The following is a 26,277-nucleotide window of genomic DNA, read 5'->3' on the forward strand; positions in this document are numbered from 1 at the left end:
ATATATAACACCTTCCTTTATATATTTTCAAATGTTTGATACTGTTCATCCTGTAAAGACTCCGTTGCTTTCATCCGATCTTCTTCTGTTTGAAAACTAATACGCAACACCCCAAGTAATCCTTCACGTGCTTCTAGTATTTGCAGGTTTGTAATACTAATCTCGTGCCTTGCAAGTATGCTTGTAATATGTGCTAATGCACCAACTTTATCTAAAACATCTACGTATAAATCATGATAAGCGGGAATCGCCCCACTTTTGCGAACAGGCATAGAATCACGATATTCTTTCGCCTTTGCGAAGTAATTGTGTAATACTTCGCCATCCCCTTCTGCCACTGTATGCTGCAATTGCTTCATGTCTGTAATCCATTCCTCTAATAGTTGCAATAAGTGAGAACGGTTTTGTCTTACAATATCGCTCCACATTTTGGGGCTACTAGAAGCAATACGGGTAATGTCTTTAAAACCACCAGCTGCTAACATATGAATTAACGGATTTTCTCCGGCATGCTTCTCCACTTGCTTCACTAACCCTGCCGCAATTAAATGGGGAAAATGACTAACAACACCTGTTACATAATCATGTTCCTCTGTATTTAACACAAGAAAATGCGAACGCGTTCCTTTTAACCAATCTTTTAATTGTTCAACCTTCTCTGTCTGGACATTACGCATCGGTGTTAAAATGTAATATGCATTTTCAAATAAATGCGCTTTTGCACTTTCTACTCCCGTTTTATGAGATCCCGCCATCGGATGTCCGCCAATAAACGTAACACCGCCTGGCAGCAATATTTCCGCTTCTTTCATAATTGTTCCTTTTGTACTTCCAACATCCGTCACGATGACATCTTCACGTAATTGATACGAAGCAAGTTGTTTTATTAGCTTAGTTGTTTCTTCAACAGGAGATGCAAAAATGATCAAATGTGCTTCTTCACATATTGTCTGCAAGTTCACTCCTGCCTCATCAATTACATTCAATCGTTTCGCACGTTCCACTTGCTCACTTTGAATGTCATAACCAGTAATCATTACATTGTGTTCTCGCTTTATTGCTAAAGCAAGTGAACCACCAATTAACCCTGTCCCAATTAATACGACTTTTTTACACATGCGCCTCATCTCGAGACCTACTATTATTAAAGTGTTGTGTTAACACTGTAATCACCCCTTCATTTTGTTCACTTGTACCAATTGTGATGCGAACGCCATTTAAAAATGGACGAACGATATATCCAGCGTGCGCACACAATTCGTATATTTCCTGTGCATTGTCTAACGGCATAAAGATAAAGTTCGTTTCAGATGAATAAAATGGAACCTCATTTTCTTTACAAAAGCGTTCATATCGCTGCAAGCCTTCTCGGTTTGCATGAATTGTTCTTTGTAAAAATGATTCATCATTCCACGCAAGTATTGCAGCTTTTTGCGCAAGTGATGACACGTTAAACGGAAGACGAACAACATTTAATTTCTCAATAATTGATTCATTTCCAATTGCATAACCAACTCGAAATGCCGCTAATCCGTATGCCTTTGAAAATGTTCTTAAGATCAAAAGGTTCTCATGCTCTTTCAATAATGGGATAGTATTTGGAAAGTCACTTGCTGTGACATATTCATAATACGCTTCATCAATTACAACTACTGTTTCGTTTTGAACTTGCTTCATAAATTCACTTAATTTTCGGTCATTCACATATGTGCCTGTTGGATTATTCGGATTACAAATCCAAACTATTTTTGTTTTTTCATTCATGACTGCCGCAATTTCATCTAAATTATAGACCCCGTTTTGAAGCGGAACTTCCTTCACCTCACACCCTTCAATTACTGCGTGATGACGGTATTGCGGAAATGTTTCCCCGGCGGTCACAATATTATCAGCTTGGCAAAGCATTGTGCGACTAATAATTTGAATGACTTCATCAAGACCGCTTCCACATAAAACTTCCTCTGTTTTAACATGCAATTTCTCAGCAATCATTTCACGAAGTTCTACCGATCCCCCGTCCGGGTATAAAGCATGTTCATTCCACTCTTTTCGTAATCCTTCCATTACACGAGGTGAACAGCCAAACGGATTTTCATTTGAAGCTAATTTGACAAATGACTGGACACCATAATCTGCTTGCATTTGTTTTGCTGATTTACCTGGTGTATATGGATGCAACTCCTGTAATTGCTCTTTTGCTTTCATAAAAACCCTCCTTTTTAAAATTCATTCACGTACTTTTTATGCTGAGCAACATTTTGCTTAATAAGCTCCATACGATCTTGCCCAAATTGTTCTACTAACGCAGTTGCGAGTTCCCAAGCGACAACAGATTCTGCCACTACACTTGCCGCTGGTACTGCACAGCTATCAGAACGTTCAATACTTGCTTGAAACACTTCCTTCGTATCAATATCTACACTTGCAAGTGGTTTATATAATGTAGGGATTGGTTTCATAACACCTCTAATAACAATCGGCATTCCTGTTGTCATTCCGCCTTCTAATCCACCAGCGTTATTCGTTTTTCGTGTGTAACCCGTTTCTTCATCCCACAAAATTTCATCATGTACAGCACTTCCTGGTTGCCTAGCTGCTTCAAAACCAATGCCGATTTCAGCGCCTTTAAATGCATTAACACTCATGACAGCTGCTGCTAACTTTGCATCTAATTTTCGGTCATAATGAACGTAACTGCCAACACCAATTGGCATTCCTTCCGCAACCACTTCAACGATGCCACCAATAGAATCTCCGCTACTTTTCGCTGCATCAATTGCTTCCATCATTGCTTGCTCGGCTTCTTGATCTAAGCAGCGAACAGGCGAACATTCTGAAATCAGCTGCATCTCTTCTAATGATTTATCAAGAACTTGCTTCGCTTTTACACCACCAATTTCAAGGACATACCCTGCAACATTTACTCCTAACTCTGTTAAAATCTTTTTCGCAACAGCTCCTGCGGCTACTCTTACAGTTGTCTCCCTTGCAGAAGAACGTTCTAATACATTGCGTATATCACGATGACCATACTTAATTGCTCCGTTTAAATCAGCATGCCCTGGACGTGGTTTTGTAATTGTTCGTTTCATTTCTTTACTTTCTTGCTCAGAAATCGGCTGTGCCCCCATGACTTTTGTCCAATGTTTGAAATCATCATTTTTCACAACCAATGTAATCGGTGAACCAAGGGTATAGCCATGTCGTACGCCGCTTACAATTTCCACAGTATCTGTTTCAATTTGCATACGCCTCCCGCGTCCATATCCCTTTTGGCGTCTTAATAGCTCTTTATTTATATCTTCTGCATGTAATGAAAGACCTGCAGGAACACCTTCTAAAATAACTGTCAACTGCGGACCATGTGATTCTCCAGCTGTTATATATCTCATTTCTATTTCCCCTTTACAATTTTGTAAAAAAAAGCCCCTACTGATTCCGTTCAGTAGGGGCAGTGATAGTCGCGGTACCACCCTAATTTATAGACAAATATGTCTACCTCTCTTTATTGTTAACGATCATTTTGACCGTCTTTCTCTTCATAAAAACTTTCGTCTTTACTACGAAAAAGATGCTCCAGGGGTGTAATTCACACATATCTTTGTACTGATTTCCACCAACCATCAGCTCTCTGAAACAAGAAGATACATGCTACTGCTTCCCTATCAACGCAATAGTTATTTCATTATGATAGCTTATTTTTAAATCCTTTTAACTCTTCCATGAAGGCATGGAACTGCGGAATATCCATTTGCTGTGCGGAATCTGATAAAGCAACCGCTGGGTCTGGATGTACTTCAGCCATAACAGCATCTGCACCGATTGCGAGTGCTGCTTTCGCAGTTGGTAAAAGTAAATCTTTTCGTCCTGTTGAATGCGTTACATCTACAACAACCGGTAAATGTGTTTCTTTCTTTAAAATTGGCACTGCGGAAATATCAAGTGTATTACGCGTAGCTCTTTCATATGTGCGAATGCCGCGTTCACATAAAATGATTTGGTCATTTCCTTGTGCAATAATGTATTCTGCTGCATTCACAAATTCATCAATTGTCGCTGCTAAACCGCGTTTTAGTAATACTGGTTTATTCACTTTCCCAACTGCTCTTAACAAATCAAAGTTTTGCATATTTCGAGCGCCTACTTGAATGACATCAACGTAATCAAGTGCCAATTCAACATCATTTGGATTTAATATTTCACTAATAATCGCTAAATCAAATTCGTCTGCTACTTGGCGTAAAATTTTCAGCCCTTCTACTCCTAATCCTTGGAAATCATACGGAGATGTTCTCGGTTTGAACGCACCGCCGCGCATTAATTTGATTCCTTGTTTTTTCATCGCCTCAGCAACTTGGCGAACTTGCTCTAGACTTTCAACTGCGCATGGCCCCATAATAAACGTTTGTACGCCGCTTCCTAATAATTCACCTTTTACATCAACAACCGTATTTTCTTGTTTCTTTTTACGTGAAACTAATAATGCCTTACGATTATCGTCTTCTTGCAGTTCTAAACTTGCTTTAAAAATTGTTTTGAAAATATGTTGTATTGTGGATGTTTCAAATGGTCCTTCATTGTTCTCTGCAATCATATCAAGTACTTCACGCTCGCGAACAGGATCAAAGCGTTTCGTACCATGCAATTTCTTTTGCTGTCCGATTTCTTTCACAATCCTTGCACGCTCATTTAATAAGTCTAGAAGTTGTAAGTTAATCTCATCCACCTGTTTACGTAATTTCTCTAATTCATGATTTCCCATTAAAAATTCCTCCTTTTATCTTTTGGAAATTATATTAAGGGATTGAAAATTCCCTATTTTCTGAATCTGATTCTTATAACAAAACAAGGTTGGTAACGATTTCTTATGATGAAATATATAAAAAAATCCCTACTGATTCAAATCAGTAGGGACGATCATTATCGCGGTACCACCCTAGTTGTAGACACTTTTGTCTACCTCTCTTTATTGTTAACGATCATTTTGACCGTCTTTTCCTTCATAAAGACTTTTTGCCCTTACTACGAAAAAGATGCTCCAGGACTGTAATTCATGCTTGTTTATGTACTGGTTCGCACCAACCACCAGCTCTCTGTAACAGGGAAACAACCACTACTCTCTTTCCTATCATCGCGCTAATTATTTTATTTTCATTTAGGTCCGCATATATACAAAAAATCCCCTACTGATCCAATCAGTAGGGACGATTATTATCGCGGTACCACCCTAATTGTAGACACTTTTGTCTACCTCTCTTCATTGTTAACGATCATTTTGACCGTCTTTCCCTTCATAAAGACTTCTGCCTTTACTACGAAAAAGATGCTCCAGGACTGTAATTCATGTTTACCTCTGTACTGATTTTCACCAACCATCAGCTCTCTATTACAGGGGGATAAACACTACTCTGTTCCCTTCAATGCGTTGTTTTTTATTAATTATGAATTGTATTATAAAGTGTCATTTCAAAATATGTCAACACTTTTTCATTATTTTTTATATTTTTTTCTTTGCATCGTATGATTCATCATAACAAATGTGAATCATTTGCATGTTGATTCATCATTCCAATGCGCATCATCTCATTTCGAATCCCCTCAAGTAACGTATTTTCAAGCTTCATCTCATCAAACAATTGCCGAAGATGAATCACTTCATTTTCAATATACTCTGCATCATTTATCTTTGTTAATAAAACAAAAAATAATGTTGCATACACTTTCGGACATTGCTGGATCAACTCGCTTTTTTCCAGAAGCTGTTTTAATAAATACTTCAATGCTTGTTTTTCTTCTTGCAATGAAGATATAGAAAAATACGATAAAACAGTTTCAATTCCTTTTTCAGCAATAACATCCATATATAACACAAAACGCAAAAAGATGATATATTCTTTCTTAGATATTATACTCATCTTAGGACGTTCAACTAAAAAACCTGCAAGCCAATCTTCCCAAAATTTTTGTTGCTCTTTTAAGCTTAAAGTTTTTACATAATACGATACATTTTCTATAAACTTTACTTTCTCCATCTCTTCTCCCTGTATAAAAAGAGCGTACAACCAATCTATTTGTTCATCCCAATATAAAATACACTTTAGAAAAATGAGACTTAGCCATTTCCTAAAGACTTCTTGTGTTTGTGCATTCAACAAATGAAAATGCCGTACAGCAAAAGCAATATATTTCTTTGTTTGTATGAATAAAGGTAAATTAATTTGCGTATTTACAAATCCGGCCCATGCATACTTTGTTTCCTCTTTGTTTTTCTGCAAATCTAAGTAAGGAATTAAATGTTTTCTACACCAATGCTTCTCGATATGAAAGAGAAATGTTAAATCAGCTGTAAGCCTCGCAATCATAATATTGACATAGTATGATTTTTTCCGCATCTGCTCTTCAAATACATACAAATACGCATGGATATTTCGATCATATAAATGTTCATATGCAAGAAGCTTTAATAAAGTTGCTGTTATTTTCCCTACCGGATGTTGAACTGCCTCATTATAGTAATCTGTTTGCTCTTTACCTTTCCCTTGCCCTCCTTTCATAACATGAGGAAATAACGAAAATGCAAGTTGTTTTACTGCGCGAATTGTATCTTCTTGAAATTCTGCTAACTGATTGCTTTTTTCATATAGAAAACTACTTATGAGCCAATGATAAGTCGTATGCCTTACAAATTGATGCAACATTGGTAAAATCTCTTGTATATTCTTATCTGTTAATTGTCGATTATTGCGCCACTCTCTAATTAATACAAACCATACTTCTTTACTCACTTCTTTATATCCAACTAATTGATACGCAAGCGAAATACTCCATTGTACATTTGTTTTACAAGCCTTTGAAAGCATTTCTAAAAAATGATGCTTCTCTACCAATCCTTCCTGTGAATATTGAATAACTTGCCTTACCATTTCTACTTCTGTCATATGCAATAAACCATCTATTGTTAAATTGCATGTGATTGGTTGTAATGTCCGCTCCTCTTGTAAATCTGGAAACTGCCTTGATAAAAAATGAGGGAATTTCAGTTTCATGGATTCATATGTTTGCTTCGTAGATTCATGATTTGGTACGCACAAATAAAGCCAGTCAATTAAGTTACAAGCCACATAGCACGTCTTTTCTTCAAACTGTTTCACTATGGCTGTCAGTACTTTTTGTTTCGTATGTTCAGCTGCATGTTCATAATGATTCTTTAACAGTTGAAAGACTTCATGCTTACAAGTATCTTCGATAAGCAGTTGACACTGTAACAACCATTCTATTTTTTCATTTTGCGTTCGAAAAACAGTATGGTTCATACTGTGTACTGCAATTCGCTTTTGCAATGTATTCCCAAATTCCATCATAAAAGAAATATAAAAGTTTGCTTTATCCTCATAATGGACACAAACATAGTCCATACAATCTCTAACTATATTAATTAAAAACGAAAATTCACGTGGTTGGCTATCTTGCTCATGTGGTTCAATTGCACTTCGTGAATCACTAACTGAATCATGGATCTCAAGGGCCTGTTGTTTTAGCGTTAATCTCTGTAGTTTTTCTAATCCAATCTGTAATATTGGAATCGAAAAATAAGAAAGATGTGGCTTCAATTTCACTTCCCATATGTGCTGCAGCCTTAAAAAGCTTGTAGCTGATAGATGGTTTGTTTCCGCTAACTCTATCACATCTTGCATCTCATGTTCCCATTGCCGAAGTCGCTTCAATTTTAGTTTTCCATCTAATATACAAGTAAGTAAAAGAACCATAATTTCTTTATGTTCCGGATACGTACATTTGTTAAGCAACGAAGGCAGACTTTCAATGAAAAATTCATTTCTTTTCGCCTTTTCTAACAATAATAAAAGCCACTGCGCAAACGAAACGATATCTATGGGCTGTTCCGTATCTACTAAAAAGTTACATATCGTATTCCATAACAAAGTAGATATTTCTGTATTATTTTTATACATCAACTGAAATAATTCATTTTGGTGGCTTACTAAAAAATGATCAACAATCCACTGTGCAAGCAACTGATCTTTCTCAGAAGTCTCAGCTTCCTGTGAAAATAAATTCCGCAGTTGTCCTTCTTTTTCTAACCATTCCACCCATTCGTAGTCTCTTGCAAATTCTACAAAATAACGAAGTGTCTCAATTTTTTTTACAGATTGTTTAATATAAGACAGTTGTTCCTGCTCTAAAGATGGAGGAACAGTTACAATATCACGAATTCGTGTTCTTTTTGTAATATAATTATCTCCCATTAACTCTGCCCACCGCTGCACTGCTTTTGCTAATGATTGATGATTTTGCGCCTTATTTGGATAGACAATGGGCTTAATCCCTAAATGCTCCCAGTGATATGTATTATCTCCCCCCGCAACAAACGCATACCGCCTCGTACTTGGTGGTAATCCAGTTGCTAAATATTTCATAACAGGGTCATTATGACTATATCCAATAAACAAAACTGTATAATTAGAAAATAAATCAACCAAAAATCGTCTTGCCCATCCTTCTGTTAAGTAAGCCCTTCCAAAATCGCCATCTGTCAAAATTAAATTCTCTTCTTCTTGTTCCACATTACCATGAATATATGCCAATCCTTTAAACGTTCTTCCCGTTGGAAGTGCCGGAGCATAGTATATATTTACTTTACGTCTTGATCCCTCAAGTACCGTTGTAAAATGCTGATCGAAATTTGTAGTAACAATTCGAACATTCTCATCATTTGCAAATAATTGCAAAATAGAATAATGTAATGGATTTGGCATTGAATATGCTACATGGACAAGATTCTTCGCAATCTGATGAACATCTTTCGTTTTTGCAATTTTCCCAAGATAATAATCGTGCGGTTCATTTTCCTCACGTTTGTCTACATATAGAGCGCTCGCAATATCATCCACTAAATCATCAAAATTTGGTAAGTTTGAATTGCCTTTCATAGATACTCCAGCTCCAACAAATAAAACCAGTTTCCCTTGTTCGAGTTTATCAAATAGTTCATCTGGAATTTCTACTTCTGAAGTAATCCACACCCTGATCCCCCCTTACCTAAAAATGTTAATTTTCTCTTTCTAAATATAACATTTTTTGTTTATTTTTCAAACATTCAGATAAGTGGAATCTGAATAAATATTAAATGCATTTGATTTATAATCAGGTAGTTATCTTCCGTCTTTTTAGAAAACACCTTGCATGTTATAATTTTAAATTCCCATGTATAAAGTTCCCTTTTTCATTCAAACTAAATAGAAAAAGAGAGGTTCAAATGATGAATCATATTACGGTTTTGCTAATCAAATTTATATCCTGTATGATTGCTTTTGCGATTGGTTTGGATTTATTCTTTGATGCAACAATTGTGGACATCTTTTCTTTTAGTTTATTTGTTACAATCGCTTCATATATGCTAGGAGATCAAATTATTTTACCGCGAGAGGGAAATACCGCTGCACTCGTAGTTGATTTTCTTTTTACTTATATGAGTGTATGGATTTTCGGAAGCGTACTTTTAGGAAATTATATGCAAATTGCTTGGGGAAGTATTTTATCAGCAATTATCGTTACAGGAGCAGAAATTTTTGTTCACCGCTATTTAATGAATCGCATTGCTAATTATCAAACAGCAGAAAGAAAACCCCTTACTTTCAATAGATCATTAGCTTATGGAACAGAGTTTGCAGAAGAGCAAGATGTTACTGATGCGAAAAAACGGAAATGATGTAACAACTTTAAATATTTGAGTGAAATCATACTACATTCGTAATCGAATAGAAAAATCCTGAGAATTACTCTTTCTCAGGATTTTTTGTCAAATTGAGTTCATTATTGTTTCAAACTACAATCCACTTCACATGTCTTTTATGAAGAACGTGTTATGGTGAGGTAGTATTATCCGACTTTTCGTTTCAATATTTGAGATTTTCTCCAATACCCTCTATCTTTATGATACAAAATCAAAGCAATTACTAAAATTCCTGAAGCAATCCAAATAGCTCTGTACCCTAAATGAGTGGTAGTAAATGTGCCTAACAGTGTACCAAGTATAAAAGAAAAAATAATAACAAGAAATTCTTTAAATCGTATTTTCTCTTCCTGATTATGTTCTATAAATGCTAAATATGCTGCCTGCGTAACAGTTCGAAGATTCCCTGTTGTCATTGTTGAATTGTAAACCCACTTGTCAAGCTTATTAAAAGTAGAAATTTGTAAAGATGATACAAATGAAATGCATACGGTTACTACTATGTTAGGAATACTTTTTGGCAAGAACCCTACAATGATCAAAACAATACATTCTAAAATAAGAATAGAGCGTCTATAACTATGCAATGCATGTCTTATATGAGGAACCTTTACTACTTCTGATATTAAAACCCCTAACATAAAAGCTAAAATAGGCGGGATATATAGCAAAGCATTATACCATTCTCCATTAGCTGCTCTTATAGCGAGTAATACTACATTCCCTGTTTGTGCATTAGCGAATACTCCGTCCCTACTGATGAAAGTATAAGCATCTAAAAAGCCTCCAACTACAGCTAACAAAATACCTAAATAAACAGAGTTTGAAGATAATGAGGGGATTGTACCAAGTTTGTCTTTCATAATATTATCTCCTTGTACATTATATTGCATATATTATCCATTTATACAAATAAAAACATTATTTTGATACGATTCACAAGATATTCGTAATTTATATCTTGATGTCGCTTCCTTTTACTTTTTCCTAATATGATATAATAACATACCAAGTTTTTTAACTACAATCAATACAATTATTGAACGGACTGTAGTTTAATTTCATTCACATTTATAGATTTCCCCTTTCTAATCGTGTATTTATTTAACGGAAAATTAGTCTATCTCAAATGCATCAAAAAGAAATTTCACCAAAATAACAAAAAAGGAGCGATAGCAAAAACTTATCTCTCCTGTTGTTAATCCAATTTCTATTAAAATATAATCAACCTAATTAGCAAAAATTCCAATTCCCTTTTTCAATACACTTCATTTATCACTTTTCACAAAACAACATATGTGGTTCGTACCATAACGGTCTTTTCATTTCAAAACCTTTATGATCCTCCAGTATATTATGTAGCCTTCCTATCATTTCATCTAATTGGTGCGGCGCAAAACGTAATGACCAGACTACTGATGAAAAGATAACCATTCCCGCGTAAATAGAATAAAGCATCCAAAAATCTTCAGGAACATTATGTTTAAAATATCCTTGAATTTGCCCTATTGAAAATGGAATGCTCTCATTTCTTTGAAATAAAGATACTTTTACAAAATCATGAATTGGGTCTCCCCAATCAAAATTATTGAAATCAATTACCCCAGCATACCTATTATTGTCTACAATAATATTTTGCAAATGAAAATCATCATGCTGAAATCGGTTCGGACGTCCTTTTAATACATACTTATTTTTTTCTATAAAATTAATAACCTTTTGATCATTTTCAATCTTTATTCCACTTTCCTTATATGCATCAAGGTATCGATAATGCTTTTGCATTGCCTGTTCATACCAAGATTTGATATTAACAGGGGCCTCAAGCAAATGCATTTTAAATAGCTGTCCTCCTGCTTCAGTACCAATTTTGTATTGCTCTTGATCAGTAAGAACGGTTAATGCCTCCTTCACATCAACGCCCTCAATAAAAGAATAAATTGTGTAGCAAAAATTCATTTCTTCTAAAATTCCGATTTCTATGGGCTTAGGGGATTTAACATGATATTCTTGCATTCTTTGCAATATTTGAAACTCCGTCTTTTTTCTTTCATACCCTTCTAAACTTCCTATTCTTAGTAAGAATTTTTTATCATCAGAATACACTACATACTTTTCATCTGGAGAATATCCTTTAGATAATCTTTCAATTCTATTAGCACAATGTAAGAAATCAATTTTTTCTTGAAGAATTTGAGAAATATTCTCCATCGTTTACCTCCATTATGGATTTTTCAAATGCCTTTTTAATTCTTTCATTACATGACGATAGTTATAGTAATTATCGTTTCTTTACATCAATCGGAAAAATCACATCTATTCCTATCTTACTTAATTCTTCCTGAATATAATAACAATGTTCTGCGCCATATCTACTTCAAATTCCACTCAAACCATCTACCATGTCCATCCGTCTCTCCAATTGTTTGATGGTATTCAACACCATCAAGATAATAATCAAGGTGTAGCTTTCGATCCCACATATTGTTGTAAAGATGGAAAACGTCTCGTTTCCTTCCGATCATTTTTATTTTGTCTAGCAGTTCATACTTAGAGTCTTCTGGTATTTGATTTGCAACGTGTGTATGAAAAATACAAATTGCAGTATCCTCCGGAAGGTTTTCTGCAACTTCTGAAAGCAATGCCACTCCATCGCCTTCTATAAGTTTTACTGGATTTTCAATTAAACATGTAGCTGCCTTTTCAAAAAGTGCCAACCTTTCTTCATGTTCAGGCCAAATAAGCGCTTTTAACCACAAATAATCTTCAAAATTATTTAAATCGCTAATATTCAAGTCTAAACCTACTTTTGAAGCTACTGGAGGACTAGTTAATAGGAATTGTGGTACACTATTTCCTTTTATTTCAGACGTTATATGAACATGTGAGTTTTTATCTCCATAACCCTCGTTTGTTCCATATGAGTAACTATACTTGTCCCACAACAATTGAAGACCAGCACTTGTTCCAATTTCAATTAAGGATAACGGTTTCTTGACAACGCTATAAATAAAACAAAATATTGGATACAGATACGCACAGCGCCTTACTTCATTAGTCTGTACTAACTTACTCTTTAGAAGAGAAATAATTTCGTCTTTATACACTTGGCAAAAATCTTTAAAATAAAGAAAAGAATCTTCTACTTCCCTTGGATTCTTCGTAATACTCGGATAATATTCTTTTAAAACATGATCTTCCCCTTTTAACAAAAGATAATGAACAGCACCTAAAAGTAAATTAGGAACTGGTTGACCCTCTCGAAAATTCATGCATAGCTCTAATAATTCATCATCTTCAGAAATTTCGGTGGATAAATACTCATATAATTCACTTGAGCCATTGCATTCCAGTTTGGCGAAATTTTTAAATCGTTCAGATAATTGGGTAGTATTCAAAATAATCCTCCTTCATTAATGGGAATTTTTCTAATTTTAAAAACAATTCAATTATAACTGAAATCGACGTTATGGTAAATTATTCTTGTTATAGAAATATATGAAATTCAAAAGAAACTTATAAAAAACAAAAAGCACACCACTTTAGATAAGCGATGTACTCTTAAATATACTTAATGAAAAGTTATTTACCCTTTTTGATAATATTCTTCCATAATGTGAGGTGGAACCATTCCCCCACCTGTTGCCCACATAATATGAGTTGCTTGTTTCATTTTCTCTTGCAGGTGATTTTCTTGCATATATTGCTGCCCTTTAAAGAGTTGAACTGGTCCGTATATACTTGCCAATGCTGACGGCTCTAATTTTATTCCTTCTGTATCAGCCAAAGCCTTTAGTAATCTATATAACTCTTGGTCACTCACTGTGTAACAGCCGCTTAATAACGGTTCCATCACTTTCCCTACAAATCCTGATGCTCTTCCTACCGCAAGACCGTCAGCTTCCGTCACATTATCAATGCCAAAGTCTTGGACAGAAATTTTATCATGAAGACCTGTCAGCAAACCAATTAACATACAAGGAGAATGAGTTGGTTCCGCAAAAAAGCAATGTACATGATCACCAAACAATAATTTTAAACCGAATGCTACTCCGCCAGGGCCGCCGCCGACACCACATGGTAAATAAACAAATAACGGATGATCTGCATCAACAATAACGTTTTGATCTTGCAATTGCTTTTGTAAACGAGAAGCAGCTACAGCATATCCAAGGAATAGATTTTTTGAATTCTCATCATCAACGAAATAACACATAGGATCCGCTTCTGCTTGCCTTCTTCCTTCCTCTACTGCCTTACTATAGTCCGCTGCATATTCGATAACTGTAACATTTTTACTGCGTAGTAAATCTTTTTTCCACTGTTTTGCATCAGCAGACATATGAACCGTCACATTAAATCCGAGTTTAGCACTCATAATACCGATACTAAGTCCTAAATTCCCCGTTGAACCTACCGCGATTGAATATTGCGAAAAGAACGCGCGGAATGTATCACTATCTAAAATGGAATAATCATCTTGTTTATGTAATAAATGCTGTTCCAAAGCTAAGTCTTCTGCATGTTTTAGAACTTCATAAATCCCGCCTCTTGCTTTAATAGATCCTGATATCGGCAAATGGCTATCACATTTTAGTAATACATTACCTGCGATATGCTGATTATACTCTTGTTCTAAATGTTGTTTCATAGAAGGAGTTGCGACTAAAGGTGATTCAATGATTCCACCTGTATCTTTTGTTTCAGGAAAAGCTTTCGCAATATACGGCGCAAAACGTTTTAATCTTTCCTCCGCATCTTTTACATCGTCTTTCGTAAGAGAAGCTTTTTTCATTCCTGTTTCAAACTCTTCTTTATTCGGATTCACCCAAAATACTTCCTCTGTCAAAACAAGTTTATTTAATAAAGGGTGCTTTTCTTTTAACGTTTGTATAGTTGTACTGTCATACTTCTTCATTCGTATATTCTCCCTTCTTAATTACTACCATGTTATCATTTTAAAATTTAAATTTATTTATTATAATTAAACTAAATTTAACACATAAACGAAATGAATTAAATATATATTAATAAATTTTAATTAAATTTAATTAATTAGTAAAAGGAGCATAAAAATGAATGATATAAATGTCGGACAAAAAATAGCAGAATACCGAAAAGCACAAGGCTTAAGTAGTCGGGAACTGGCAACACTCGCCAATGTCACTCCTTCTATGTTAAGTCAAATTGAAAAGGGATCAGCAAATCCATCTCTGCAGACTCTTAAATTAATATCTAACGCTTTAAATATTCCTATGTTTAATTTCTTTTTGGAAGAAACGAATGCTCAAAGCTTAGTTGTAAGAGCTGACCAGCGAAAAAAAATTACCTTTCCTGAAAGTGAAAGTTTATCATATGAGTTACTATCTCCCGATTTAAGTGGAGCCCTCGAGCTTGCTCTGATGACTTTATTGCCGCAATCCTCTTCTTCTGAAGAACCAATCGAGCATAAAGGTGAAGAAATCGCATTTGTTTTAGAGGGAACTGTGACACTACAATTAAATCAAGAGACAGTAACTTTATACAAAGGAGATAGTGTAAAAATCCCTTCTTATATGAAACATAAATGGGAAAATCCCTATAAAAAGAAAGCGGTAGTCATTTTTGCAATTACTCCTCCTACTTTTTAAGTATTTATCAAATGCATGAATAAGACTTATATGAGGTACCGTCAGGAAGGTGCGGGTTTACAACGCTAAGGAAGTTTCAACCCATAAAAAAAGTCGATCTCTTAACCAAAAAATCGACTTTTTTTATTTGTTCTTATTCGACTAAAGCTCCTATTAGCTTAATAAGGAAAAAAGGTTACTAGAAGAATAATGTCTTTTATGTTGATTAATGTCTTCTTCTAAAATTTTAAATTTATTATGTCTTTTTTTTGAAATTACAGTAACCATCCCTGTCATGTTCTAATTGGTTAACTCCTCCCATTACGGTCACTAAGAAATGACTATATGGATTTTCTTCAGATAAATCCAACCAGGTATCTTTTAATGACTTTAAGTTTGCCTTTTTATTTTTTATGTAATCAACTAGTTCAAATAAACCTCTCGTACTACGAGTAATTCGAGTCAGATCGGTCACATAAATTGTATCGCCTTCTCTTAGATCATTTAACATACTTTGAAGTTCAGGTCTGTCTTGTGTAGCACCTGACACTTTTTCTTCATAGTTATTTTAATCCTAACTTTGCACATAATCGATACAAAAAATATAGTCCATGTAACTGTTCTTGATTACGTTTATTTAAATGCTGTTGGCACTCCCGGGCAATGCTTTTTGCCCCTTCAATATTGTATTCCTCCAAATTTCTAATAGATTTTTTAAATTGAACAATTTCGTGTGAATACACAGCGTTTTGTGTAAGCTTCATTAACAAAATTTTAATAAACTGATATGAATTAAAGTAGCGATAATTATTTTCAACTCTCTTTGAATTAACATATCTCTCTTTTTCCCAATATCGTATAGTAGAAGTAGAAATTTTTGTATTATTTGCTACCTCTCCAATCGTCATTAGGTTATTTGCTATCGATTGAGAATCAACGATATTGTTTAGGTCTTTTATTATTCTAGTAGCTAACTCTTTTTCTTGATAGGTGACTGCTTGTATCTCGTTGATTATCCAGAGTGCAGAATTCAAATTTTTTTGTTGCAGTTTTTTTAATACAGCTGTTGTTATCTCCATTCCAAACCCAGGTGACATGGCTACTATACATTCAAAATAGGCTAAATGTTCTTCCGTATAGATTCGATATCCTGTATCCAACCTTTCTGTGGGTGGGATAATCCCCCTTGTTTCGTAACTTCTTAAAGTGCTTGTACTTACATTTAACTTTTTCGCAATATCAATAGGCCTTATATTACTCTTCATTCTTCTTCATCCCTATCAACATTAAATTTATTGTAAAGTTTATCATTTAATTCCCTTTAAAATAAGTATATACAATTGAAAACTTTATAATTGGCTTTAATGTTATAAGATTAAGGAGTAAGTAATAAAAAATGATGGAGGGATCTAAGTGTCAAAATTAAACATTCAACCCGAAATGTCAATTGAAGAGTTAGGACAAAAAGTATCTGGTTATCTAAAGGACCATTGGGAAGAAGTTCTTGCAAATACCATTGAGGAACTCCAAAAATTATTTCCGGAGTATGAAGATGCCACGTATGGTATGTACTTAGATAAACTACTTCCTCCAGCATGGAAAGAGCTTGAGAAAGCAGGTTTTCAGTCTGCTGAAAAAACAAAAGAAGATGACTTTATTATTGCTGGGTGCTTAAATTTTAGAAATTCTATTGAAAAAGCAAAATGGGGAACGCCTGATCATGAAAAGCGTATCTTTTGGATTGTCATCGAAAACCAAAATAAACAATTAATTGGTACTTTTCTTTTTGAATTATCTCATTCTCATGTAAATTTCAACCTCCCTTCAGCTCCAAAACTAATGACTTTTACAAGTACTGAAAGAAATGAAATTACCAAAAAAATTCTAAGCCTAAACGAAAATTCTTAATTAATGTAACAAGAGACTGTCTAAAAAGGGCTTGATCCATCCAACAAGTAACAATATATGAAACTACCTACTATTTAAGTTCCCACATAATCTGTGAAAATGCACATACTTCAAAATGACGACGATTTATTTCTTCAGGTATTCCTTTTTTCTTCTTTGCTGGACTAACCCAACGCCACCAAGCATCTGGTATCCAGGATAAATCTAAGAGAGGGATCACCTTTCTTTTCAGTACGAGCAACTGGAATCACTTCTTCCATAGACTTATCTTGGTTTGTAGAACGCAAAGATATTGAATTTAAAATCTTAAATAATGTTGCTCTATGACTGGCAAAAAAACGTTATAAAAAACCTCTTTCTTTTTAGGGGGTGAGAGCATCTGGCCATGCATAGAAGCTGTCATGCAGGGTTTAAGACAAAAGGAGAAAGCTAGTAGCGTTCATGCTGTATTCTTCATAGCAGCGACTTATATGTCGAAAAATTAAAATTGGATTTATATAGTAAATAAGCCAGTATTTCTAGGAATTTCTCCTAAAAATGCTGGCTTAACTATCATACAATCAGTTTTATTTCTTTTACATCTACTATATCCGCAAACCAACCTAATACTTTGTTATGATGGTGAATGATATCCTCAGCACGTAATTGTTCTGAATCAAACGTACTATGCGCCCCTTGAATCAACGTTACCTTATACCCTTCACTAAACGCGCGGCGAACAGTTGTATCTACGCAATATTCTGTTTGCAATCCACAAATAAAAAGATGTTCAATTCCTTTTTCTTGTAAAACTTCACGAAGATTCGTTTTATAAAAAGAATCCGGTGTTTCTTTTTCCACTATCATCTCATTTGGCATTGGAGCAATTTTAGAATGAATGTGCCAACCTGCTGTACCTTTTTCTAACGGATGCCCCTTAGAACCATTATGCTGGACATAAATAACAGGAATATCATGCGCACGACATTTTTGAATGACCTCCTGTAAATTTCGCAATAATTCCGAGCCATTATGTACAGGTATACCTGCTTTATACATTCCTTCTTGCACGTCAATTACTATAAGTGCTTGTTTCATTACACACAATCCCCTTCATTTTTATATTCCATCATCCAACAATCTTCCCATACCCCTTCATGCAATTCATGTTCTTTTAACACTTTTACTTTTTGAAACCTACACTTCTCATAACAACGAATTGCTCGTTCATTACTTACTCTTGGATCCATCGCGATTGCGAATGCTCCTAATTCATTCTTAATATATGTAATTGCAGCCAGTACAAGTTCTGTACCAATTCCTCGGTTCCAGTACGCTGTTTCTCCGATAAATTGATCCATTCCCCACACATTTTTTCTCTCATCATATCCATATAACGCTTTCCATTCTGGATCTAAAGGATATATTTGTATATAACCGATAGATTTGTTTTTGTATTCTACAATACACCGTTTCTCTCCCGAACTACTTATATAGCGCTCTCGAACTTGCTGTAGTGATTGTGTTTTATCTCGTCCTTCATAAAAGCGTAAAACTTCAGGGTTTGATAGCCAGTTTGATAAAGTTTGAACATCATTTTCTGTTACGTATCGAATGGATACATCTTTCTTCTGAAATAACATAATCCTCCCCCGTTCACAATAGTTGCAATGTTCATTTTCATTAAATATTACAAAAATAAAGTTGACATAATGTTATTATTACATTTCATTCAAAGAAAGCATAGCTACTTTTTTGGCTTTCTCCCTTCTTTTCATATACATTTCGATCACTAAACTAAGCAACGCGAAAAGAAAAATAATCCCACCTATTTGGAAAGTTTGATTAAAACTATTCATAACCGCATGTTTATATTTTACTTGAATTTGTTTATAAAATTTATTATTTTCACTCGCATCCTTCATTACACTTTGCTGTGAAGTTATTAATTTTAACTCTTGGATCATTTTTTCTTTTTGCAAACTTGTTTGATTACTTTCATAAATGATTTTTTCCGCTTCCTTATTTACTTTTTCTTTTTCAATAGATAGTTGGTGATTTAAAATAACCACTAAAACAGCTACACCAACAATACTACCTACTGTTCTAGAAATATTTGATACACTTGATGCAATACCCGATTTTTCAGCTGGCACACTTAATACTGCAGTTGTCGTAAAAGGAGCGAGTGTACAACCTGTACCAATACCTACAATCATAAGCCTCCATACATAGTCCCAATCCGTATCGTTTAATGACATATGACCAAATGAATAAGAAGCAATTAAAAATGCAATCATTCCTATACAACCAATAGCAATACTTCCACGCTTAGCAGCAATTGGTGTCATAATTGCAGTCACCACCATTGAGACAATTGCTAATGTACTAATAATCGTTCCGGCCCGAAGTTCACTCATTCCTTCTACTTCTACTAGATAAAAAGCAAAAACAAATAAAAAGTTCATAATGCCCATCCCCACAAAAAACAAAGCGAGATTAGCAAATGAAAACTCCTTGTATCTGAATAAATGTAAAGGTAACATCGGATTTTCACTTTTCTTTTCAATGATAATAAATAATACGAAGCTTATAAAAGAAATGATAAACAGAAAACTCATAGTTGCGTAGTTTAAACTTGGTTTATTCACTTGTATAAGAGCATATACAAGTGTAAACAAAGCAAATGATGAAGTAATCATACCTGGCCAATCTATTTTACGGCTAGATGTAAGATCATAAGATTCTTGAATTAAAAAGAAAACGAAGAGTAAAGAAAGGATACCAATTGGAACATTAATAAAAAACACCCAATTCCAGCTCCATTTATCTGTTAAAACACCGCCAAGAGAAGGACCAATCGCAGCAGCTAAGCCGCCAAAGGCTCCCATAATTCCGCTAATCATACCTTGTTTCTCTTTTGGAACAAGTTCTAATCCAAGTGGCATCGCAACTGGAACAATAATAGCAGCAGACATCCCTTGGAGTACACGAAAAATAACTAACATATGAAAAGAAGAGGCAAATCCACACATTAGTGAACTAATTGAAAATCCTAATAAACCAATAACAAACAACATCTTGCGACCAAATTGATCTGCAAGACGTGCCGCAATTAATAAACATGTAACAAACGCAACGTTATATCCATTTGCAATCCACGAAATATTGTCTATTGAAGTATGAAACGTTTTCGTCATTTCTGGAAGTGCAATACTCACAATATTTGAATCTAAGATCGCCATAAAAAATCCAGAAACTAATGCAAATAGTGCAAATAATTTCCTCATATCCTTATATCTCCCTATTTATCCCGCATTAACGGGCAGTAATACTCCCACCTCAAAATTCGGCGAAAGCAAAGAAGTTAGGTGGGAGATAAACTGCCCGTAAAAGCCCGATTGGTTCAACTAATAATCAGTGGGGGTTGAAGAAAACCCCCACTGATTAAAGTTTCACTTTATTTTCCTTATAAGAAACCCCGTTAACAAAAAGATTTACACTTGTCTCTATGTATTCTTCTAATTTAATATCCTCGTCAGTTAGGCTAACATTCATCATATATAAAAATAACTGACCATAAAACATGTTTGCTATTAATCGATAATTGCACGGTGCAATGTATCCTTTTTCACTAAGTTTTTGTAAATATGTTTCTAAGTGATCAACTAAATGTGAATTTAATTCATGAAGCAGTCGTTTCATCTCACTATTTTGTCTGGATTCAAGTAAAGCCGCCCAAATGTAATTTAACTTTGGAAGGTTAATCTGTATGTATGTTTCTGCAATTGTTGTAAGGTCTTTACTTAAATCACCAGTAAACTGTTCATCCAATCCTTCTAACAACGCAACTGGTGTTGTTCGTAAAATAATACTTTCTCGAAATAGATTTTCTTTATTTTTAAAGTTACGAAAAATGGTTAATTCGCTTACCTCTGCCTTTTCAGCAACTTCACGAATTGTCGTTGCTGTGTATCCTTTTTCACCAAATAATAAAACAGCTGCTTCAATAATCTTTTCTCTTGCTGATGTTTTTCTCATTTTATTTCCCTCCATTTAATATGTAAGTAAGTAATTACTAACATATTACCATAAAGAAAAATGAAAGTAACTAGTTACTTTCATTTTATGAAATATTCTTCCATTTAACAGAACGATATAATTTCATCAACTATTAACTTGTATTGCCTTAGAAGAAATAATGGCATTAATGTCCTAGATACGCTTTAAAAATACTTTCACCTATTTTTAAATAGAAAACATTTTTCAAATACTATTTTTTCTCTACTTGCTTTATAGCACTGTATATCTTTTTCTTCATATCTAAAAATTATTTTTCTCAAGTAACTTCCAACTGCTAACGGTATAAATAAAAATATTTGTACATATGTTGAAGAGATGGAAATCATGATACAACTAAACTTTGAAGAAAACCTGTTAACAAAAACTACGTGGTGTTATTACAAAGATTATCTTCCCCAACAATAAATTGCCTCCTTACTACATATATCTAGAAATAAGGTTGTCCGTTTACTAGAAAAGGAGCGTGGGATATAATGACTGCTCTATTAGCTTATGATGCCGGAACCGGTAGTATCCGTGCTGTCTTATTTGATTTACAAGGGAATCAACTTGCTGTTAGTCAACGAGAATGGGTTCATATGGAAAACTCACGATATCCAGGTTCAATGGATTTTGACGTAAAGGAAAACTGGAAGCTTATTCAAGACTGTACAAAAGATGTACTACAAACAAGTGGTATTCCTTCTTCTACTATTCAAGGAATTAGTGCAACAAGTATGCGCGAAGGATTTGTTTTATATGACAAGGATGGTACTGAAATTTGGGCATGTGCCAATGTTGATAGCCGTGCGACAGCTGAAGTTACACAACTTAAACAAATACGATCTCACCTTGAACATGATATATATACAATATCAGGGCAAACATTCGCTCTAGGTGCATTACCAAGATTAAAATGGATTGCAAAACATCAACCTGACATTTATGAAAGAACACATTCTATTACAATGTTAAATGATTGGATTTTATATAAGTTGTGCGGCGTATTACAAATGGATCCTTCCAATGGATGTACGACGGGGATTTTTAATTTACATACTAGAAATTGGGCTCCAGAACTAATAGAGAAATGCAACCTCTCATCAGTACTCTCACCGAAAATAAATGAAGCTGGAACTATTATTGGAAACGTAACAAAACAATGCGCAGCAGAAACTGGATTATTCGAGGGAACGCCTGTTGTTACTGGAGGCGGAGATGCGCAAATGGCTTCTCTTGGTTCTGGAGTTGTCCAAAGCGGGCAAACTTTCATTTGCGGCGGAAGTTTTTGGCAACAAGAAGTGAACATAAGCAATCCTGTGCTAGATCCAAATGCTCGCATTCGTGTAAATTGTCACGTTCTTCCTACTCTTTGGCAATACGAAACAATTGCCTTTTTTCCCGGTCTTGTGATGCGCTGGTTTCGAGACGCTTTCTGCCTGGAAGAAAAACAACGAGCAAAAGAACTAGGTATCGATGCTTACGAATTATTAGAGGAACAAGCAAAGGATGTCCCAGTCGGATCACACGGTATCATTCCAATTTTTTCTAATGTCATGAACTATATTTCTTGGCGTCATGCATCTCCCTCTTTTATAAATTTAAGCTTAGATCCTGAAAAGTGCGGGAAGAAAGAAATATTTCGAGCTATTGAAGAAAATGCAGCTTTCGTGACATATGGAAATTTAAAGTTAATTGAAGAATTAACAGGACAGTTCCCGAAAGAGGTAGTTTTTGCTGGAGGGGCTTCAAAGGGAAAGTTATGGTGTCAAATTGTCGCTGATGTATTAGGTGTTCCAGTAAAAGTACCTGTAGTCAAAGAAGCAGCCGCTTTAGGAACAGCAATTGTAGCGGGGATTGGTGCCGGTATTTATCATTCAATGGAGTCTATTTCTGAACAATTTGTAAAATGGGAAACAACGTATATACCGAACAATGAAAACCATAAACAATACCAAAAATTATACAAAAACTGGAAGGTTGTATATCAGCAGCAACTCCAATTAGCTGATCAAGGATTTACTTCTCATTTGTGGATTGCACCTGGCGCTCTGTAAATTGTTACAAAAAGGAGTGAAAAGCATGCTAAAAGTAAATGAAGAAGATTTCTCCTATCGCTTCGGTGATAATGGACCAAAATATTTAGTAAAGGGCCCTAATATTGATATAGGTGTTGTTGTCATTAAACCAGGGCAAGATTTTCAAAACCATTATCATACAACTTGTGAAGAAATTTTCTATGCATTAGAAGGTGAGATAGATTTCTATATTAATCACGTAAAAGTTCCTATTAAACAAGGTGACGTCTTACAAGTTCGTCCTCATGAATCTCACTATCTCATCAATCGTTCTTCACAAAATTTTAAAGCGCTCTTTATTAAATCGCCTCATTTTCAAGAAAAAGATACTGTACAAACAGAAAATCCAAACTGTAATTAAGGAGTGATACCCTATGACTTGGGGATTTCAAAATCGCTTACATACTATTTTACCTGATGGAAAAGCAGTTATGTTAGCAATTGATCACGGTTATTTTTTAGGACCCATTCATGGATTGGAACAGCCTCTTGAAACAGTAAAAAGTTTACTTCCTTACACGGACTCCCTCTTTTTAACTCGAGGTGTACTTAACTCTTGTATACCAGAAGATTGTAAAACGCCTATGGTTCTTCGTGTATCTGGCGGGGCTACTGTAGTTGGAAAAGATCTTGCGAATGAAACAATTGTTACTCCAATAAAAGAAGCTTTGCGTCATAACGTAGCTGGCGTTGGCGTATCTGTCTTTGTTGGATCTGATTATGAAACACAAACTGTAACAAACCTTGCGAATGTTGTATCTGAAGCACACGATTATGGTTTACCTGTACTCGGAATAACTGCAGTAGCAAAGGAACTTCAAAAACGGGAAGCACGTTTTTTAGCGTTAGCTTCACGTGTATGTGTTGAAATGGGTGCTGATATCATTAAAACGTATTACTGTAAAGGCTTTGAAAAAATCACAAGTACATGTCCGGCTCCAGTTGTTATTGCAGGGGGGCCAAAGTTAGACACAATTGAAGCAGTGCTTACAATTACATACAATGCACTGCAAGAAGGTGCAGTCGGTGTTGATATGGGGAGGAATATTTGGCAATCGGAACATCCGATTGCAATGATTCAATCTATTCATGGCATCGTAAAAAGTGGACTGAATGTAAAAGAAGCTCTAGAATTATATAATACTATTATAAACTAAACATTCAGATAGCATTTATGTTCACGATATAAGAACAAGTAATTTGCTTTATTCAAATTACTTGTTCTTTTCTAATTTCATATATTTTCTTACTTGTTTTATCAAGCATGTTGTCAATTTTTTTCTTTTTCCTCCAACATCTTAATAACTCTATCTAATTTCTTCTCAATCCCAACTAAAGAAGCTCTTTGGCTAGATTGATTGACGAGTCGTGATCGTATAAACGCAGCAAGCGAAATAAAAAATAACAGTATTAAAGCGAAGAAAAGAATAATTGAAACAATGTTTAAGATTGAAAAATCCGCCATCTTCTCATCTATCCTTCCTGTTTCTTGTTTATAACTATGTTATCTTGTTTGGCATTGTTGAAATTATATTAAAAAGATTCTTAAGTTAAGAGGTTATTCCCTTACAAAACTTTAATGTTGAATCTAACTTTTCTTTCTCTTTCAACAAGTTCATTAATTGGCAAACAGTTACTGCAAACTCTGCAAACGCAGTACCTTTTGCAGTTATGATGGTGTCTTCCACTTCAATATCTGTTCCTGTATATACCGATGTTTCAAATAGGGCTTTGTTATTCTCATATGTATGCTGAAGACACGTAAATTTTCTACCGTTTAGTACCCCTGCTTTTGCTAGCAAAATGGCAGAAGCGCATATAGAGGCAATAGGAATATGTAAGTTATAGGCGTTCATTAATGTCTTACTAACAATTACCTCATCTACTATTTCATGAACACCGTCTCCTCCAGAAATAAGGATTAGATCAAATTCATTTACTTTAATTTCAGATAAAGAAGCTTCGACTTGAGTCCTTAACCCACCAATACTTTCTACTGGTTTACCATCTACGGAGACGGTAGTAATTTTTGCTTTACCTATTTTTCTAAGCAAAAATAATGCGTGGGCTACTTCAAAATCAGCGTATTGTGGATAAGCGAGAAACAATACTTTTTTCATACAATAATCATTCCCCTTTACATTTGTTATTGAATTACTTTTAAAACCTTAAACATTTCTATCCGGTACTTTTAGAATAAATCGAGAAGGTTTTCACTTCCAAATTGTTAGAATAATCAATATGGAATCTTGTATAATGAAAGCAGTAATAAAAATCTACAATAAACGGACGGTGTTATATATGAATGAGAATCTTTCCATACAAGAATACTCTTCTAATTATCAATCTCAAATTTTAGATTTAATCCTTTCCATCCAACAAGATGAATACAATATCCCTATTTCAAAAGAGAATCAACCTGATTTACTTAGCATAGAAAGCATTTACCAATTTGGTAACGGTAATTTTTGGGTCGCACTTTATCAAGGAGAAGTTGTAGGCACTATCGCTCTTTTAGATATTGGCAATCATCAAGTAGCATTGAGAAAAATGTTTGTGAAAAAAGAGTATAGAGGCAAAATATTTCAAACAGCCGGTCTTTTATTACATAATGCGATTGCATGGGCAAAGACAAAAGAAGTGAAAGAAATATACTTAGGAACAACACTGCAATTTGTAGCGGCCCATAAGTTTTACGAGAAAAATCATTTTAAAAATATAGAAATTGATAGATTACCTACAAATTTCCCTATTATGCAAGTAGACAAAAAATTCTATAAATATACTGTTCATAATTAGTGGTATCAGATGGTGAATAACCCCTCCTTATCCACCTTACGGACTGATTGAAGAAGGGGCTTCCTGTTTCATAGACCGTTGCGTAGTGGGG

The 26,277-nt window shown here is 34.7% G+C and carries 23 protein-coding genes, 2 pseudogenes and 3 other annotated features; of the genes and pseudogenes, 8 read left to right on the forward strand and 17 right to left on the reverse strand.

Going from position 1 to position 26,277, the window contains the following annotated elements:
* Positions 1 to 17: 17 nt before the first annotated feature.
* The 5 genes from BR72_RS09515 to BR72_RS09535 form a co-directional block, all read right to left on the reverse strand.
* Positions 18 to 1,118 (reverse strand): prephenate dehydrogenase, encoded by a 1,101-nt coding sequence (locus BR72_RS09515; RefSeq protein ID WP_035432343.1) that lies wholly within the window; start codon positions 1,116 to 1,118, stop codon positions 18 to 20.
* Entirely contained in the window at positions 1,111 to 2,205 is a 1,095-nt protein-coding gene (hisC, locus tag BR72_RS09520) for a histidinol-phosphate transaminase (RefSeq protein ID WP_035432346.1), read from the reverse strand. The genes BR72_RS09515 and hisC overlap by 8 nt, the downstream gene beginning before the upstream one ends.
* Before the next feature lie 14 nt (positions 2,206 to 2,219).
* The gene (aroC, locus tag BR72_RS09525) at positions 2,220 to 3,392 is read right to left on the reverse strand and encodes a chorismate synthase (RefSeq protein ID WP_035432348.1); all 1,173 of its coding nucleotides are present in this window, start codon (positions 3,390 to 3,392) and stop codon (positions 2,220 to 2,222) included.
* Positions 3,393 to 3,444: 52 nt separating this feature from the next.
* Positions 3,445 to 3,678: a binding site (T-box leader), on the reverse strand.
* 7 nt (positions 3,679 to 3,685) lie between these two features.
* Positions 3,686 to 4,762 (reverse strand): bifunctional 3-deoxy-7-phosphoheptulonate synthase/chorismate mutase, encoded by a 1,077-nt coding sequence (locus BR72_RS09530; protein ID WP_035432350.1) that lies wholly within the window; start codon positions 4,760 to 4,762, stop codon positions 3,686 to 3,688.
* Between the two features lie 144 nt (positions 4,763 to 4,906).
* Positions 4,907 to 5,141: a binding site (T-box leader), on the reverse strand.
* A 56-nt stretch (positions 5,142 to 5,197) separates the two neighbouring features.
* Positions 5,198 to 5,430, reverse strand: a binding site (T-box leader).
* A 98-nt stretch (positions 5,431 to 5,528) separates the two neighbouring features.
* Positions 5,529 to 9,041, reverse strand: coding sequence for a DUF4020 domain-containing protein (locus BR72_RS09535; RefSeq protein WP_035432353.1), 3,513 nt, complete (start codon positions 9,039 to 9,041; stop codon positions 5,529 to 5,531).
* Positions 9,042 to 9,277: 236 nt separating this feature from the next.
* Here BR72_RS09535 and BR72_RS09540 point away from each other — a divergent pair, with 236 nt between their 5' ends.
* Positions 9,278 to 9,727: a YndM family protein gene (locus BR72_RS09540; RefSeq protein WP_035432404.1), complete on the forward strand. Its 450-nt coding sequence runs from the start codon at positions 9,278 to 9,280 to the stop codon at positions 9,725 to 9,727.
* A gap of 170 nt (positions 9,728 to 9,897) precedes the next feature.
* Here the strand turns inward: BR72_RS09540 and BR72_RS09545 are convergent, their stop codons facing one another.
* The 4 genes from BR72_RS09545 to BR72_RS09560 all read right to left on the reverse strand — a co-directional run bounded on the left by BR72_RS09545 (position 9,898) and on the right by BR72_RS09560 (position 14,669).
* Positions 9,898 to 10,614 carry a YoaK family protein gene (locus tag BR72_RS09545; RefSeq protein WP_035432355.1) on the reverse strand — a complete coding sequence of 239 codons (717 nt, stop codon included), beginning with the start codon at positions 10,612 to 10,614 and terminating at the stop codon, positions 9,898 to 9,900.
* Positions 10,615 to 11,026: 412 nt separating this feature from the next.
* Entirely contained in the window at positions 11,027 to 11,962 is a 936-nt protein-coding gene (locus BR72_RS09550; RefSeq protein ID WP_035432358.1) for an aminoglycoside phosphotransferase family protein, read from the reverse strand.
* A 161-nt stretch (positions 11,963 to 12,123) separates the two neighbouring features.
* A complete protein-coding gene (locus BR72_RS09555) occupies positions 12,124 to 13,152 on the reverse strand; it encodes a DUF2332 domain-containing protein (protein WP_035432360.1) in 1,029 nt (342 codons plus the stop codon).
* 185 nt (positions 13,153 to 13,337) lie between these two features.
* Complete coding sequence (locus BR72_RS09560; RefSeq protein ID WP_035432362.1) at positions 13,338 to 14,669, reverse strand: D-serine ammonia-lyase; 1,332 nt, start codon at positions 14,667 to 14,669, stop codon at positions 13,338 to 13,340.
* 157 nt (positions 14,670 to 14,826) lie between these two features.
* Here BR72_RS09560 and BR72_RS09565 point away from each other — a divergent pair, with 157 nt between their 5' ends.
* On the forward strand, positions 14,827 to 15,381 hold the full coding sequence (locus BR72_RS09565; RefSeq protein WP_035432364.1) for a helix-turn-helix domain-containing protein: 555 nt from the start codon (positions 14,827 to 14,829) through the stop codon (positions 15,379 to 15,381).
* A gap of 271 nt (positions 15,382 to 15,652) precedes the next feature.
* Here BR72_RS09565 and BR72_RS09570 read toward each other — a convergent pair.
* Positions 15,653 to 15,922 (reverse strand): annotated as a pseudogene (locus tag BR72_RS09570) (recombinase family protein); the annotation flags it as partial.
* A 1-nt stretch (position 15,923) separates the two neighbouring features.
* The gene (locus tag BR72_RS09575; RefSeq protein ID WP_051957278.1) at positions 15,924 to 16,625 is read right to left on the reverse strand and encodes a MerR family transcriptional regulator; all 702 of its coding nucleotides are present in this window, start codon (positions 16,623 to 16,625) and stop codon (positions 15,924 to 15,926) included.
* 148 nt (positions 16,626 to 16,773) lie between these two features.
* On the opposite strand from BR72_RS09575, the gene BR72_RS09580 reads away from it, so the two are divergent.
* Positions 16,774 to 17,268 carry a DUF6022 family protein gene (locus tag BR72_RS09580; protein WP_035432366.1) on the forward strand — a complete coding sequence of 165 codons (495 nt, stop codon included), beginning with the start codon at positions 16,774 to 16,776 and terminating at the stop codon, positions 17,266 to 17,268.
* A 552-nt stretch (positions 17,269 to 17,820) separates the two neighbouring features.
* Here BR72_RS09580 and BR72_RS09585 read toward each other — a convergent pair.
* The 4 genes from BR72_RS09585 to BR72_RS09600 all read right to left on the reverse strand — a co-directional run bounded on the left by BR72_RS09585 (position 17,821) and on the right by BR72_RS09600 (position 21,288).
* Complete coding sequence (locus BR72_RS09585; RefSeq protein ID WP_035432368.1) at positions 17,821 to 18,345, reverse strand: cysteine hydrolase family protein; 525 nt, start codon at positions 18,343 to 18,345, stop codon at positions 17,821 to 17,823.
* Positions 18,345 to 18,890: a GNAT family N-acetyltransferase gene (locus tag BR72_RS09590; RefSeq protein ID WP_035432370.1), complete on the reverse strand. Its 546-nt coding sequence runs from the start codon at positions 18,888 to 18,890 to the stop codon at positions 18,345 to 18,347. Before BR72_RS09590 ends, BR72_RS09585 begins: the two co-directional genes overlap by 1 nt.
* A 78-nt stretch (positions 18,891 to 18,968) precedes the next feature.
* On the reverse strand, positions 18,969 to 20,537 hold the full coding sequence (locus BR72_RS09595; RefSeq protein WP_035432372.1) for an MFS transporter: 1,569 nt from the start codon (positions 20,535 to 20,537) through the stop codon (positions 18,969 to 18,971).
* Between the two features lie 157 nt (positions 20,538 to 20,694).
* Positions 20,695 to 21,288 carry a TetR/AcrR family transcriptional regulator gene (locus tag BR72_RS09600; protein WP_035432373.1) on the reverse strand — a complete coding sequence of 198 codons (594 nt, stop codon included), beginning with the start codon at positions 21,286 to 21,288 and terminating at the stop codon, positions 20,695 to 20,697.
* A 357-nt stretch (positions 21,289 to 21,645) separates the two neighbouring features.
* Here BR72_RS09600 and BR72_RS26355 point away from each other — a divergent pair.
* The 4 genes and pseudogenes from BR72_RS26355 to lsrF all read left to right on the forward strand — a co-directional run.
* Positions 21,646 to 21,795, forward strand: a pseudogene (locus BR72_RS26355) (sugar-binding transcriptional regulator); the annotation flags it as partial.
* Positions 21,796 to 21,803: 8 nt separating this feature from the next.
* Positions 21,804 to 23,366 carry an autoinducer-2 kinase gene (lsrK, locus tag BR72_RS09605; RefSeq protein WP_035432375.1) on the forward strand — a complete coding sequence of 521 codons (1,563 nt, stop codon included), beginning with the start codon at positions 21,804 to 21,806 and terminating at the stop codon, positions 23,364 to 23,366.
* A 25-nt stretch (positions 23,367 to 23,391) separates the two neighbouring features.
* Positions 23,392 to 23,748 (forward strand): cupin domain-containing protein, encoded by a 357-nt coding sequence (locus BR72_RS09610; RefSeq protein WP_035432377.1) that lies wholly within the window; start codon positions 23,392 to 23,394, stop codon positions 23,746 to 23,748.
* Positions 23,749 to 23,761: 13 nt separating this feature from the next.
* Complete coding sequence (lsrF, locus tag BR72_RS09615; protein ID WP_035432378.1) at positions 23,762 to 24,544, forward strand: 3-hydroxy-5-phosphonooxypentane-2,4-dione thiolase; 783 nt, start codon at positions 23,762 to 23,764, stop codon at positions 24,542 to 24,544.
* A gap of 113 nt (positions 24,545 to 24,657) precedes the next feature.
* Here the strand turns inward: lsrF and BR72_RS27645 are convergent, their stop codons facing one another.
* Both BR72_RS27645 and BR72_RS09625 read right to left on the reverse strand, forming a co-directional pair.
* Positions 24,658 to 24,852 (reverse strand): DUF4083 family protein, encoded by a 195-nt coding sequence (locus tag BR72_RS27645; RefSeq protein WP_035432380.1) that lies wholly within the window; start codon positions 24,850 to 24,852, stop codon positions 24,658 to 24,660.
* Positions 24,853 to 24,937: 85 nt separating this feature from the next.
* Positions 24,938 to 25,507, reverse strand: coding sequence for a DJ-1/PfpI family protein (locus BR72_RS09625; protein WP_035432382.1), 570 nt, complete (start codon positions 25,505 to 25,507; stop codon positions 24,938 to 24,940).
* A gap of 181 nt (positions 25,508 to 25,688) precedes the next feature.
* On the opposite strand from BR72_RS09625, the gene BR72_RS09630 reads away from it, so the two are divergent.
* Entirely contained in the window at positions 25,689 to 26,186 is a 498-nt protein-coding gene (locus BR72_RS09630; RefSeq protein WP_035432408.1) for a GNAT family N-acetyltransferase, read from the forward strand.
* Positions 26,187 to 26,277: the final 91 nt, after the last annotated feature.

It is taken from the genome of Bacillus sp. UNC322MFChir4.1, from assembly GCF_000746135.1.
GTDB lineage: Bacteria > Bacillota > Bacilli > Bacillales > Bacillaceae_G > Bacillus_A.